This is a genomic window from Methyloglobulus sp. (assembly GCF_046714055.1).
GTDB lineage: Bacteria > Pseudomonadota > Gammaproteobacteria > Methylococcales > Methylomonadaceae > Methyloglobulus.
Map to the genome: position 1 here is coordinate 1 of NZ_JBKKBJ010000187.1, position 13262 is coordinate 13262.

Here is a 13262-nt window from a genome sequence, read left to right on the forward strand (position 1 = left end):
GTGCGGTTCTTGCCATAGCTCGCCGGGTCACGGCACCAATGCTGCTGTGCTATTAATCCAACGGTGCGTCCGCCCTGGGCATCCAGCAATAACACCGAATGCACCAGGAAGCCATTCCGCTTGGCCGCCTGCTTGCCTCCCGTCAGCCCCAACCCGGCCGCCGCCGCATGCGGATAACTGACGCTGGTGGTGTCTTCAACCGCCAAGGGCAGTTTAGGGGCTTGTGCCAGTCCTGCGACACGCGCGAAGCCGCTTGCCCGAATCGACTCGGGGTTAATGGCTCCGTTGCGCATCAACCGATAGCTTCCCAACACGGCGGCCTGATTGCCTTCACAGCTCTTCGCCAACGAGCTACCCATGTGTTTCGCCATGCGTGCGGCCACGTCCACTAACCGCGCTGCCCTTCTTGCACATCTCCCAGGCCACTTTCGCCAAATAGTTGGCGTGACCACGCCAGTTCATCTGTTGGAATCATTTTAACTACATACCCTATCTTTAAATCATAGGGTTATAGTTTATTCTTCAGGTAAGATGTGATCAAGAGACAGGTTTGAACCCCCGTCATATACGTTTTGTTTGTGTTGTCATTTTGGAAAACGCTACCGACGGGGCAACATGCCCCATCGGGTTGAGAAACTCCACTTTCTCAACCACGGGCGAGCCAAAAACGCCCAACCTAAACAACCTTGACCAGCCTTTATTGCCTACACCCACCACTTGTTGAACAAAATGTTCGGGCATAAAAAACCAGCTTATAAAGCTGGTTTTTTGCTTTCTTGACTCTCTATTTGGTACCGATGGCCGGATTTGAACCGGCACGACTTGCGTCACCACCCCCTCAAGATGGCGTGTCTACCAATTTCACCACATCGGCATAATCAGTTATTCTTATTTCTTTTTTACTGGCACTTTATCCGGTTTATCCGATTTTAGCTCTGAGTCCTGTTCTTCAAAAACCTTTATATCCTCTGCCATAGGCACTACAGTTTGTTCTAAAGCCGGATTAGAGGCGGCAGGAGGTGTGGTGCTAACCGGTTGTTCTGCAACAGGTGCAGGTACTGCCACACCTTCTTTGCTTTCCGGTAATGGGGCTGGAAGGCTTTCTTTGGTGTTTGCACCGTCCACATCAGGCAATCCTAAATCTGGCGCTTCTTTTTCGACGGCAGGAGTCCCCATAAAATCGACAGCCGCGCCGGTTTTATTGCTATTGATCCAGGCAAGCCCCAGGCTGGTGATAAAGAACATCGTTGCCAAAATTGCAGTCGTGCGGGACAGGAATGATGCCGCACCCTGGGCGCCAAATACCGAACCTGAAGCGCCACCGCCAAAGGTTGCGCCAGCATCAGCGCCTTTGCCCTGCTGCATTAAAATCAAACCGATGATGCTTAATCCCAATAGTATGTGAATTACAATAATTACCTGATACATAAGTTGTTGTACGACTTTAAACCGAGTGATAAATCTTCAAAAAGGACTCTGCATCCAGAGAAGCCCCGCCAATTAATCCGCCATCAATATCCGGCATGGCAAACAAACCTTTTGCATTGTCTGGTTTGGCGCTGCCACCGTATAGGATTTGTATTTTTTCTGCCACGGCCTGATCTTTGGCTGCAAGATAATACCTGATGAATTGATGGGCTTCTTGTGCCTGTTCGTCGGTGGCTGTAAGTCCCGTACCGATCGCCCAGACTGGCTCATAAGCAATCACGGCATTGTTGAATGCTGCAATACCGGCCATATCAACCACCGCATCGAGTTGGGTGGTGATGACTTCAAAAGTTTGCTCCTGCTCCCGTTGCTCTAGGGTTTCACCAATACATAGTACCGGAATAACGCCCTGATCTTGGGCTTGGCAGAAACGGGCGGCAACGGACTGGTCGGTATCCCCATAATAAGTGCGCCGTTCGGAATGGCCTACAAGTGCATATTTGCAGCCAAATTCCTTGAGCATGGCGGCAGATACTTCACCGGTATAAGCGCCTGATTGCTTATCCGCTACATTCTGGGCACCTAATGCCAAACGGGTATTGTTGACAATTTGACCGATGTCAGACAGAAAAACATAAGGGGCACAGACAGCAATATCAGCAACATCCGCACCTAAACCGGCTATGATCCCTTTCACCAACGATTCCGCACTGCTGCGGGTTCCGTTCATTTTCCAATTTCCTACCACCAGCGAGCGACGCATCGTTATCCCCCAAAATAATCAAAAATCGCTTATAATATAGTTTAATACCCGCCAATTCAAGCATCCATTGATTTAATGGTTTGTGCTTTAATGACCTGATCCGCTAATTGATTTGCATAAGCGGTCACTTTGTCTTCACTTTGGCCTTCGACCATGACGCGGATTAGCGGTTCAGTGCCGGATGCCCTCAGCAACACACGGCCCGTATTGCCCAGCTTTTTTTCGACTTCTTTGACCGCATTTTGGATTGCTTCATTGCCGTCAAGGTCTAGCTTGGTTTTTGTCTTGATATTTATCAAAACCTGGGGATATTTGGTCATTCCTGACTTAAGTTCATGCAAATTCTTTCCGCTGTTTTGCATTTCGGCCATAACCTGCAAGGCGGCAATAATGCCATCACCTGTCGTCGTCTTGTCCAGGCAAATAATATGGCCCGAGTTTTCACCGCCCAATATGCCCTTATTCTCAACCAGTAATTCCATGACATAACGATCCCCGACTTTTGCCCTAAGAAGGTCTATGCCTAGTTGCTTTAACGCATGTTCCATCCCGAGGTTGGTCATTAACGTGCCAACGACAGGCCCGGCAAGCTCATTAGCTTTCAGCTTGGATTTGGCGATGATATAGATTAGCTCATCACCATCGACGATTTCGCCCTTATGATCGACCATAATCAAACGGTCGCCATCACCATCCAAAGCGACACCCAAGTCTGCCCGGTAAGCCAGTACTGTCTCAGCTAATTTTTGTGGTTTGGTCGCACCACATTCGTCATTGATATTGACACCATCAGGTTCTACGCCAATAGAAACGACTTCCGCGCCTATCTCACTGAACACATGCGGGGCAATGTGGTAGGTGGCGCCATTGGCGCAATCGACAACAATCCGCAGCCCATCAAAATCAAGCCGAGTCGGCACGCTGGCTTTGCAAAACTCAATATATCGCCCGGCCGCATCACCGACCCGCTTTGCTTTACCCAAACCTGATGATTCTACGGTGGTCATGGGTGAGTCTATATAGCGCTCGATTTCTTCCTCTATTTCATCCGGCAATTTGGTGCCGTGAACTGAGAAAAACTTAACGCCATTATCATAATAAGGATTGTGGGAGGCACTGATAACTATTCCCGCATGCGCCCGTAACGTGCGGGTCAGGTAAGCGATTCCCGGCGTAGGCATAGGTCCAAGCAAATGGGTGTCAACTCCAGCGGCAGTCAAGCCCGCTTCAAGGGCCGACTCAAACATATAACCGGAAATACGGGTATCTTTTCCAACCAGGACGATATCATGGTTTTCATTGGCGAAAACTTTGCCAACCGCCCAACCCAGCTTTAACAGAAAATCGGCTGTTATGGGATGCTCTCCAACCTTACCCCTGATACCATCCGTACCAAAATACTTTTTAGCCATATTATTTCAGTTCACTTATCAAGTTAGCGGAAACACGCATAAAAAAGGAGAGATTGCGTATCTCTCCTTATTTTGTCCCTGATTGCTGTTAACTTTGCTCAGCAGCGCCGCCAATGGGCTGCCCGGCTTTAATGTCATCCTTTTTTTCATTAGCTCCTTCAACATCAACTCCACCGCGAGGCGGGGTATCATCCCAACCCGCTGGAGCCTTTACGGGCCTACGCTCCATCAAATCATTGATTTGATGTTTGTCGATAGTCTCATATTTCATCAAGGCCGCAGCCATGGTATGAAGTATGTCCGTATTTTCTTTCAGGATTTTTTCCGCCCGCTCATAGTTCCTGTCAATGATGCAACGTATTTCTTCATCGATGGTATGGGACGTTTCTTCCGCAACTGTCTTATGTTGCGTCACCGAACGGCCTAAAAACACCTCACCTTCTTCCTCGCTGTACGTTAATGGCCCTAGCCGCTGCGACAAGCCCCATTTGGTCACCATGTTCCTCGCCAATTCGGTCGCACGCTCTATATCATTTGAAGCGCCGGTACTGACCTGTTCCCAGCCGAAAATCAATTCTTCGGCAATACGCCCACCATATAAACTCGAAATCATACTGTCCAGTTTTTGTTTACTGGCGCTGTATTGGTCACGCTCAGGCAAAAACATGGTAACGCCCAAGGCGCGACCCCTGGGCATAATGCTGACCTTATAGACAGGATCATGTTCTGGGACGATACGCCCGACGATCGCATGACCCGCTTCGTGGTAGGCAGTCATCTTTTTTTCCTTTTCATCCATGACCATGGTATGTCTTTCAGCCCCCATAATCAGCTTATCTTTCGCTTTTTCAAGATCGGACATACTGACCACGCGTTTGTTAAAACGTGCCGCGAATAAAGCCGCTTCGTTAATCAAATTTGCCAGATCAGCCCCGGAAAACCCTGGCGTACCCTGGGCAATATACTTAACCTCAACGTCTCCTGCCGCAGGCACTTTTTTCATGTGAACGTTAAGAATCTGTTCGCGCCCCCTAACATCAGGCAAACCAACGGTGACCTGGCGATCAAATCGTCCCGGACGCAATAATGCCTTGTCCAATATATCCGGACGGTTGGTTGCGGCAAGGATAATAATGCCTTCGTTACCATCGAAACCATCCATTTCCACCAGCAACTGGTTCAAGGTTTGCTCACGCTCATCATTACCGCCGCCCAAGCCAGCGCCGCGTTGGCGTCCTACCGCGTCGATTTCATCTATGAAGATGATACAGGGTGCATGTTTTTTGGCCTGGTCGAACATATCCCTGACCCTGGAAGCGCCGACACCGACAAACATTTCCACGAAATCTGAACCTGAAATGGTAAAGAACGGGACTTTTGCTTCACCGGCAATGGCTCTGGCCAACAGGGTTTTACCTGTACCGGGAGGCCCTATCATCAACGCGCCGCGAGGAATTTTTCCACCCAGCTTCTGATATTTGGCCGGATCTTTGAGAAAATCGACCATTTCTACAACTTCTCCCTTAGCTTCATCGCAACCGGCGACATCGGCAAAAGTGACTTTAATCTGGTTTTCCTCGAGCATCCGTGCTTTACTTTTGCCAAAGCTCATCGCACCGCGCCCACCGGCACCACCCTGCATTTGCCGCATAAAGAAAACCCAGACGGCAATCAATAGCAGCATAGGCCCAAACGATACCAATAACTGCATCAGCATAGAAGGCTGTTCAGGTGGAACGGCCTTAATATCAACGCCGTTAGCCAGCAAATCATCGACCATGTGGGCATCTGTCGGTGCATAGGTCTTGAATGATTGACCACTCTGTAATTTACCTTTGACAATATGCTCGTCAATTGTTACGTGCTGAACTTGTCCGGCTTTTACCGCTTCTATGAACTGGGAATAGGATAACGGCGATGAATCACCCTGATCGCCCTGCGAGCCAAAATTGTTAAAAACAGACATCAAAACCACTGCGATGACTACCCACAGGATTATATTTTTCATCATGTCATTCACTACACACCCCAGACCTGAACAGTTCGGTTAAAAACAGCTTCAATTATATCAGGATACGGGCATCCTGACTGTTCTACATTACTTGCTTTCACATTCGCACAAGTTTCCTCAATGTTATGGAGCTTATTGGCGCTTATTTAAAGCCTCTAGCTAAAATATAAACTTCGTTGCTTCTTGGCCTCGATGCTTTTGGTTTTCTGATCACGACTTTTTCAAAATGATCTTGCACATCCCGGTAAAAAGCTTCAAAACCTTCGCCCTGAAACACTTTGACCAAAAAAGCGCCGCCTTTTACTAACACAGTTTTTGCCGTATCCAAAGCCAATTCAGCAAGGTACATCGCATTAGGTTGATCAATACCTTTGCTGCCGCTCATATTGGGAGCCGTATCGGACAAGACAATATCCACGGGAGCGGCATCCAGGGCGACGGTTAAGGTATCCAAAACAGCGGCTTCACGAAAATCGCCCTGGATGAAGGTAACCCCTTCAATTGGCTCCATAGGCAATATATCCAAGGCGATGAGCTTACTTTTTTTGCCTAAAATCGGACGGACGAATTGCGACCACCCGCCGGGTGCTGCGCCCAAATCAACGACATTCATGCCGGGCTTGATGAATTTGTCTTTTTCCTGAATTTCCTTGAGCTTGAAAACTGCCCGCGAACGATAGCCCTGCGCTTGGGCTAATTTGACATACTCATCATCGAAATGTTCCTGCATCCAGCGGGCACTGCTTTTAGTTCGGCTCATTTATCTTTTAGTGAAAAATTGACGGTTTGATTTAGGTGCAACATCATGGATGCGGCACGCAGAAAAAAACTAAAGGCGCTAGCCCACTGCTTAAAACCCGTGATTATGGTCGGGCAGGCCGGGCTTACGGATGCCGTGCTGGCAGAAACAGAAATCGCTCTCATTACTCACGAGCTGATTAAAGTAAAAATCCGCGCTGAACGGGATCAACGAAATCATATTAGCGAACAAATGTGCGCTACCACAGGCGCGACTTTGATACAAAAGATAGGTCAAGTAGCGGTTATTTACCGTTTAAACCCAAACAAGTAAGCCACTTTTTGAACCTTGCGCCCTGTACCTTGAACCTGTATTAAATATACTCAATCGAAATAATCTCATAATCCACATTACCACCCGGTGCTTTCACGGTAACGACATCCTCAATTTGTTTTCCGATTAACGCCCTGGCAATGGGTGAGCCAATAGATATACGGCCTTCTTTGATATTGGCCTCATCTTCACCCACGATTTGGTAGGTGACCCGTTTTTCGGAATCAACATCTTCTATTTTGACCGTCGCGCCGAACACGACTTTGCCATTGGCATCCACCTTGGTAATGTCAATAATTTGCGCGTTAGACAGCTTGCCTTCAATTTCAGCGATGCGCCCTTCGGCAAAGCTTTGCTGCTCCTTCGCGGCATGGTATTCGGCGTTTTCTTTCAAATCGCCGTGTGAACGGGCAGTGGCAATCGCCGTAATAATGCGTGGACGGACGACAGATTTCAATTCTTCCAATTCTGCCCTTAGCTTTTCCGCGCCTTTAACTGTCAGGGGTACTTTATTCATGTGTCTACTGCTCCAAACTATTAGCTTTTCTTTATTAGATCAGACTGTTATGCAAATCTTGCAAACAGTTCACATCACCTGCATCCAGTTCACCCAAGGCATAACAGGCGGCTTTTGCCCCGGCCATTGTGGTGTAATACGTCACGCGATGCTGTAACGCTTCCCTACGCATGGTAAACGAATCCGAAATGGCTTTTTTGCCTTCCGTGGTATTGATGATTAATTGAATCTGGTCATTCTTAATCATGTCAACGGTATTGGGACGACCTTCGTTGACCTTATGGACTATCTCACAGGGAATACCCGCTTGCTGGAGAAATCTCGCCGTGCCGCCTGTCGCAACTATCTCGTAATTTTTGCTGACCAGCATCCTGGCTATATCCGGCACTTTGGCCTTATCAACATCACGAATACTAATCAACACTTTACCACTGGTATTCAAGTTTACTCCCGTAGCCCGTTGTGATTTTGCAAACGCCTCGCCAAAGGTTTTGCCTATGCCCATGACCTCACCCGTTGATTTCATTTCCGGGCCTAACAAAGGATCAACCCCAGGAAATTTAACGAACGGAAATACGGCCTCTTTTACGGAATAATAGTTGGGGATGCGCTCCTTAGTGATACCTTGCTGCGCCAGCGTTTTGCCGACCATACATCGTGCGGCAATTTTCGCTAAAGGATAGCCGGTCGCTTTCGACACAAAAGGAGCCGTGCGCGACGCCCTGGGGTTCACTTCCAGCACATAAATATCCTGGCCTTGAATGGCAAACTGGACATTCATCAATCCCCTTACGCCCAAGGCCTCAGCCATCCTCCCGACTTGCTCGCGCAACTGATCCTGTATGTCCTGCGCCAACTCATAAGGCGGCAACGAACATGCAGAATCGCCCGAATGCACACCGGCTTGCTCTATGTGTTCCATTAAGCCGCCAATCAGCACACGTTCGCCGTCATAAATCGCATCGACATCCATTTCTACCGCATCATCAAGAAAGCGATCCAGCAATACTGGCGAATCGTTAGACACGCTTACCGCTTCTTTCATATACCGCTGCAAACCTTCTTCATTAACGACTATCTCCATTGCCCGACCGCCTAAAACGTAAGACGGGCGCACAACCAATGGATAGCCGAGTTCTTTCGCAGCGTTAATCGCTTGCTCGACCGAACGCGCGGTAGCATTGGGTGGCTGTTTCAAGCCCAGCCTTTCCAGCAATTTTTGGAAACGCTCTCGGTCTTCGGCTAAATCTATGGAATCGGGCGAAGTACCGATGATCGGAACACCTGCCGCCTCTAATGCGCGGGCTAGTTTTAAGGGCGTTTGACCACCGTACTGCACAATCACGCCTTTAGGCTTTTCCAGATGCACTATTTCCAGCACATCTTCCAGCGTTAAGGATTCAAAATACAAACGGTCTGAAGTATCAAAATCGGTGGATACGGTCTCTGGATTACAGTTAATCATGATGGTTTCATAGCCATCTTCACGCAAGGCCAAAGCCGCATGGACACAACAGTAATCGAATTCTATGCCCTGCCCTATCCGGTTAGGGCCACCCCCCAGAATGATAATTTTATCCTTATCTGTAACCCGCGCCTCACATTCTTCTTCATAGGTTGAATAAAGATATGCCGTGTCGGAAGAAAATTCTGCCGCACAGGAATCAATGCGCTTATAAACCGGACGGATATTTTGCTTATGACGTACATTACGTACTTCAGATTCCGACGTATCTAGCAACTTTGCCAAGCGTATATCGGAAAAACCTTTGCGTTTGAGCTTGTAAAGCTCGCCCTCTTTCAAGGTCGCCAAGGTTTTTGTAGCCAAAGATTGCTCAGTAACGACCAAATCCTGCACTTGCGCCAGAAACCAGGGATCAATTTTACTGGCATTATGGACTTCATCTAAGGACATGCCGCTACGAAAAGCATCCGCAACGTATAACAGGCGGTCAGGGCCTGGATGACGCAACTCCCGCTGGATTTTGTCGTGGTTATCCTCTGCCTGTAAATCAACAATTTCATCCAAGCCGCTAATGCCAATCTCTAAGCCACGCAAGGCCTTTTGTAGGGATTCCTGGAAGGTACGGCCAATTGCCATGACCTCGCCGACGGATTTCATTTGCGTCGTCAAACGGTCATCCGCTTGCGGAAATTTTTCAAAGGCAAAGCGTGGTATTTTTGTCACGACGTAATCAATCGTTGGCTCGAACGATGCCGGCGTTGCACCGCCAGTGATCTCATTTTTCAGCTCATCCAAGGTATAACCCACCGCCAGTTTCGCCGCCACTTTGGCAATAGGGAATCCGGTCGCCTTGGACGCCAAGGCCGAAGAACGCGACACCCTGGGATTCATCTCGATGACTATCATGCGCCCGTCAACTGGGTTGATCGCCACCTGCACATTAGAACCGCCGGTATCCACGCCTATCTCCCGCAATACCGCCACAGAGACATTACGGAGAATCTGGTATTCCTTATCGGTCAATGTTTGCGCGGGTGCGACGGTAATCGAATCCCCGGTATGCACACCCATTGGGTCAAAGTTTTCAATGGCGCAAACGATAATGCAGTTGTCCTTGGAGTCGCGCACCACCTCCATTTCGAACTCTTTCCAGCCCAATACGGATTCTTCGATCAGCAGCTCATTGGTTGGCGACAGATACAGCCCACGCTCACAAATTTCGAGAAACTCCTCTTTGTTATAGGCGATACCGCCGCCGCTGCCACCCATGGTAAACGAAGGCCGGATAACCGTCGGATAACCGACTTCCTGCTGTGCGGCAAGCGCTTCCTCGATGGAATGGGCGGTTTTGGATTTGGCGACTTCAAAGCCAATTTTCCGCATGGCTTGGTTGAAAAGTTCGCGGTTTTCTGCTTTGTTGATCGCTTCTTTGGTCGCGCCGATCATCTCAACGTCATATTTTTCCAACACACCATGTTCGTCCAGCGCCAAGGCGCAGTTCAACGCCGTTTGTCCGCCCATCGTCGGCAATATGGCATCGGGGCGTTCTTTTTCGATAATTTTTTCCACCGTCTGCCAGTCGATAGGCTCAATGTAGATCGCATCCGCCATATCGGGATCGGTCATGATCGTGGCGGGATTGGAATTCACCAGGATGACGCGATAGCCCTCTTCCCGTAACGCCTTGCACGCTTGTGTACCCGAATAATCAAACTCGCACGCCTGACCAATCACAATGGGCCCTGCGCCCAACAACAATATCGATTTTATGTCACTTCTTTTCGGCATTTTAGCTACTGAATTTATTTACAGATCAAATGATTAGTGTTTGCTGGCCTGATTCATCATGTCGATGAATCCGTCGAACAAGCCCTCAATATCGTGCGGCCCAGGGCTGGCTTCGGGATGGCCTTGAAAGCTCATGGCGGGACAATCTGTCCTTTCAACACCCTGCAAACTGCCATCGAACAAGGAATGGTACGTGGCCACTAAATTGGCTGGAAGACTTGCTTCATTGACGGCAAAACCGTGGTTTTGGCTACTGATCAACACCCGCCCCGTCGCTTTGTGCTGGACTGGATGATTAGCACCATGATGACCGAACTTCATCTTCTCGGTTTTCGCGCCGCTAGCCAAGGCCAATAGCTGGTGGCCTAAGCAAATACCGAACACCGGAATCCGTTTGGTTAAAATCGCTTTAATTGCTTCAATCGCATACGTACAGGGTTCAGGATCGCCAGGGCCGTTGGACAGAAAAACGCCATCAGGATTCATTGCCAATGCCGTATCTGCCGTAGTCGTCGCAGGTACGACCGTCACCCGGCAGCCCCGATTGACCAATAATCTTAAAATATTACGTTTAATCCCGAAATCATAAGCAACCACATGCTTAGTCAGATTTTCCCCTTGGGTATGGCCTTTTTCCAAATCCCAGGTCGTTTCCGTCCATTCATAAGGCTGGTCGGTAGTGACCACTTTAGCCAGATCCATGCCTTTCAAACCCGGAAAGCCGACTATCGCTTTTTTGGCTCTTTCCACATCCACCGCTTCACCCGCCGCAATGCAACCTCGTTGTGAGCCTTTATCACGCAGCAAACGTGTCAGTTTGCGCGTATCGATTTCGGCAATGGCGACCACCTGATTATCCAGCAAATACTGTTGCAGGTTTTTCTGGCTGCGCCAGTTACTCGCCAGCAAAGGCAAGTCCCTGATGACCAAACCGCTGGCGAACACCTTTGCCGACTCATCATCTTCGCTGGTCGTCCCCACATTACCGATGTGCGGATAGGTTAAAGTCACAATCTGCTGGGCATAAGAAGGGTCGCTGAGAATTTCTTGGTAACCCGTCATCGCCGTATTAAACACGACCTCCCCCACAGAATAGCCATCAGCGCCTATGGCCATCCCATTGAACACCGTTCCATCCTCCAATACCAATACTGCGGACTTAGCCAAACACGCCACCTTAAATGTGCAAAACGGGATGGAACCTGACGGCTGCACCCCGCTATCGAATATAAAAATCTGTGCAATTTTACGGGATTATGGCGTTTGGGTCATTAACAATTTGAGGCATCGCTTAAGAAGTCGATTCTGTTTGGGGTTTGACCACATGACAAGCCAACGGCTCAACACAATTGGAATCAATAAGTTGCCGTTCATCCTGAGCCTGTCGAAGGACTTATCCGAGAACTCCTTAATCCTACATTGTCCATTCCTTCCACAATCGCGCCATACCCGCAGGGAACGGGTATGACGAGCTTAGAAAATAGTGCTTGTTGAACTAAACTTAAAAAGCTATTATCACGCCGCACAGCGTGATTAAATCGCCTAAGCTAAACATTGCGTGGTTTTGATGCTATTTATTTTTACTTTAGGATGCACTAAAAATTAATAAGGAATTGATACAATTATTATTTTAGAAATTAAAACTCGATTAGACAACCGCATGACGCAATGTTTTGCGTCCATTAGGATGCCTAATTGTAGTTAGGCAACAGAGTGTGATTGGAGGGGATTGTGACCAATGCAATATTTACTTGGCTGTTCTTACGCATAGTCGTGCCTACGGCACCACTGACAATTCAATACGGACTATCCGCGCTCGGTGCATACGCACCTCCCTTTCCACAACCAATATATATTCTTCTTCTATTTTCACTTTCCATGGTCACTTTGACTGAATTTACGGATTTACGCGCGATCGTTTCCTTATGTTTTTTTCCAGCTCTTGTAGGGGCTCTTTTGTATGCGCTTTATTTGATCAAGGTAAATCCTACATCGCAAGAAATGACAATGTATGTTGGTTTCTGGCTGTGGTTCATCTTATTGATAATCAACACTCTTCGAGTTATCGGCGAGGGAGTGGTTCAATACTATACTCACAGAGCGAGGAGTTGAAGTGATGAATGGCGTTGAGCTAGCTGTATTCGTATTCGAGGTTTTTATTGCTGTTGTTGCAGGATGTCTTGCCCTCATTGAGCTTGTCAGATATTTGCGCGAAAATGCTGTCGGCACAAAGCTGACGGAACTATTTCCTGGTGCCTCCAGATTTATTCTCTCGAAGCTTGCTCCAAAAGAGCATGAAGAGCATGAAGAGGCCTATTCTTATTCTCAATCTCGGTACATTCACAGATATCAACTAATTCATATTCGGCATAATATTAATTGTTGGTTTTTTTATATTTGTATCGAAATGCGGAATACCCGTTCCCACGCCTAGAACAATCAATGGGGTCAGACTCCATTGATTTTAGTTATTTCTTTGGGGTCAGAGTAAAATTAAGTTTTATAGTTCCCACGCTCTGCGTGGGAACTCACCCCTGGACGCTCCTGCGTCCCGTGTCGCCGGAGCGTGGGAACGATGTGTATTTAATTTAGGGCATCCTGCAAGCGCTGATAAATCCCCCCAAAACTGCCATTGCTCATCAACACAAAGTGTCCGCCATAACGCGCTTCCAGTTTAAGAAAGGGAGTCGCTATTTTTGCGAAAGCTTGTTTTGGGCGTCCCAGCCCAAGCAAGCGGCAAAAACTTAACGCGACCGCCAATGCCTGCGGCTGCCCCAGCCGTCCTGCTTCCCTCGTTTTATACCCA

General features: G+C 48.3%; 11 protein-coding genes, 1 tRNA gene and 2 pseudogenes. 2 read left to right on the forward strand and 12 right to left on the reverse strand.

Annotated elements, in window-relative coordinates; all coding sequences use genetic code 11:
* From ACLQ6D_RS11095 to rlmE, 8 genes and pseudogenes are all read right to left on the reverse strand, one after another.
* Positions 1–371, reverse strand: a pseudogene (locus ACLQ6D_RS11095) (transposase); the annotation flags it as partial.
* A 190-nt stretch (positions 372–561) separates the two neighbouring features.
* Positions 562–741 (reverse strand): hypothetical protein, encoded by a 180-nt coding sequence (locus tag ACLQ6D_RS11100; RefSeq protein ID WP_411727345.1) that lies wholly within the window; start codon positions 739–741, stop codon positions 562–564.
* A gap of 48 nt (positions 742–789) precedes the next feature.
* A tRNA-Leu gene (locus tag ACLQ6D_RS11105) sits at positions 790–874 on the reverse strand.
* 14 nt (positions 875–888) lie between these two features.
* On the reverse strand, positions 889–1428 hold the full coding sequence (secG, locus tag ACLQ6D_RS11110; protein WP_411727346.1) for a preprotein translocase subunit SecG: 540 nt from the start codon (positions 1426–1428) through the stop codon (positions 889–891).
* Between the two features lie 16 nt (positions 1429–1444).
* Entirely contained in the window at positions 1445–2191 is a 747-nt protein-coding gene (gene tpiA / locus ACLQ6D_RS11115; RefSeq protein WP_411727348.1) for a triose-phosphate isomerase, read from the reverse strand.
* A 56-nt stretch (positions 2192–2247) separates the two neighbouring features.
* The gene (gene glmM / locus ACLQ6D_RS11120) at positions 2248–3603 is read right to left on the reverse strand and encodes a phosphoglucosamine mutase (protein WP_411727349.1); all 1356 of its coding nucleotides are present in this window, start codon (positions 3601–3603) and stop codon (positions 2248–2250) included.
* An 88-nt stretch (positions 3604–3691) separates the two neighbouring features.
* Positions 3692–5614 carry an ATP-dependent zinc metalloprotease FtsH gene (gene ftsH, locus ACLQ6D_RS11125; protein ID WP_411727350.1) on the reverse strand — a complete coding sequence of 641 codons (1923 nt, stop codon included), beginning with the start codon at positions 5612–5614 and terminating at the stop codon, positions 3692–3694.
* A gap of 142 nt (positions 5615–5756) precedes the next feature.
* Positions 5757–6374, reverse strand: a complete 618-nt coding sequence (gene rlmE / locus ACLQ6D_RS11130) for a 23S rRNA (uridine(2552)-2'-O)-methyltransferase RlmE (protein WP_411727351.1) — start codon at positions 6372–6374, stop codon at positions 5757–5759.
* Positions 6375–6419: 45 nt separating this feature from the next.
* On the opposite strand from rlmE, the gene ACLQ6D_RS11135 reads away from it, so the two are divergent.
* A complete protein-coding gene (locus ACLQ6D_RS11135; protein WP_411727352.1) occupies positions 6420–6686 on the forward strand; it encodes a YhbY family RNA-binding protein in 267 nt (88 codons plus the stop codon).
* Positions 6687–6726: 40 nt separating this feature from the next.
* Here ACLQ6D_RS11135 and greA read toward each other — a convergent pair whose 3' ends face one another.
* From greA to carA, 3 genes are read right to left on the reverse strand one after another with little or no spacing between them, the layout of a single operon-like run.
* Positions 6727–7203 (reverse strand): transcription elongation factor GreA, encoded by a 477-nt coding sequence (greA, locus tag ACLQ6D_RS11140; RefSeq protein WP_411727353.1) that lies wholly within the window; start codon positions 7201–7203, stop codon positions 6727–6729.
* Between the two features lie 34 nt (positions 7204–7237).
* Positions 7238–10456, reverse strand: coding sequence for a carbamoyl-phosphate synthase large subunit (gene carB / locus ACLQ6D_RS11145; RefSeq protein ID WP_411727355.1), 3219 nt, complete (start codon positions 10454–10456; stop codon positions 7238–7240).
* Positions 10457–10489: 33 nt separating this feature from the next.
* The gene (gene carA / locus ACLQ6D_RS11150; protein ID WP_411727357.1) at positions 10490–11623 is read right to left on the reverse strand and encodes a glutamine-hydrolyzing carbamoyl-phosphate synthase small subunit; all 1134 of its coding nucleotides are present in this window, start codon (positions 11621–11623) and stop codon (positions 10490–10492) included.
* 949 nt (positions 11624–12572) lie between these two features.
* Between carA and ACLQ6D_RS11155 the strand changes: the two genes are divergently transcribed.
* Positions 12573–12890 (forward strand): hypothetical protein, encoded by a 318-nt coding sequence (locus ACLQ6D_RS11155; RefSeq protein ID WP_411727358.1) that lies wholly within the window; start codon positions 12573–12575, stop codon positions 12888–12890.
* Positions 12891–13039: 149 nt separating this feature from the next.
* On the opposite strand, the pseudogene ACLQ6D_RS11160 reads toward ACLQ6D_RS11155, so the two are convergent.
* A pseudogene (locus ACLQ6D_RS11160) lies at positions 13040–13262 on the reverse strand (hypothetical protein); the annotation flags it as partial.

Bases quoted from the DNA above. Each gene is read 5' to 3' on its own strand.
- secG (WP_411727346.1), bottom strand. From the start codon at position 1,428: ATGTATCAGGTAATTATTGTAATTCACATACTATTGGGATTAAGCATC.
- tpiA (WP_411727348.1), bottom strand. From the start codon at position 2,191: ATGCGTCGCTCGCTGGTGGTAGGAAATTGGAAAATGAACGGAACCCGC.
- ACLQ6D_RS11135 (WP_411727352.1), top strand. From the start codon at position 6,420: ATGGATGCGGCACGCAGAAAAAAACTAAAGGCGCTAGCCCACTGCTTA.
- greA (WP_411727353.1), bottom strand. From the start codon at position 7,203: ATGAATAAAGTACCCCTGACAGTTAAAGGCGCGGAAAAGCTAAGGGCA.
- ftsH (WP_411727350.1), bottom strand. From the start codon at position 5,614: ATGATGAAAAATATAATCCTGTGGGTAGTCATCGCAGTGGTTTTGATG.
- rlmE (WP_411727351.1), bottom strand. From the start codon at position 6,374: ATGAGCCGAACTAAAAGCAGTGCCCGCTGGATGCAGGAACATTTCGAT.
- carB (WP_411727355.1), bottom strand. From the start codon at position 10,456: ATGCCGAAAAGAAGTGACATAAAATCGATATTGTTGTTGGGCGCAGGG.
- ACLQ6D_RS11155 (WP_411727358.1), top strand. From the start codon at position 12,573: ATGAATGGCGTTGAGCTAGCTGTATTCGTATTCGAGGTTTTTATTGCT.
- glmM (WP_411727349.1), bottom strand. From the start codon at position 3,603: ATGGCTAAAAAGTATTTTGGTACGGATGGTATCAGGGGTAAGGTTGGA.
- ACLQ6D_RS11100 (WP_411727345.1), bottom strand. From the start codon at position 741: ATGCCCGAACATTTTGTTCAACAAGTGGTGGGTGTAGGCAATAAAGGC.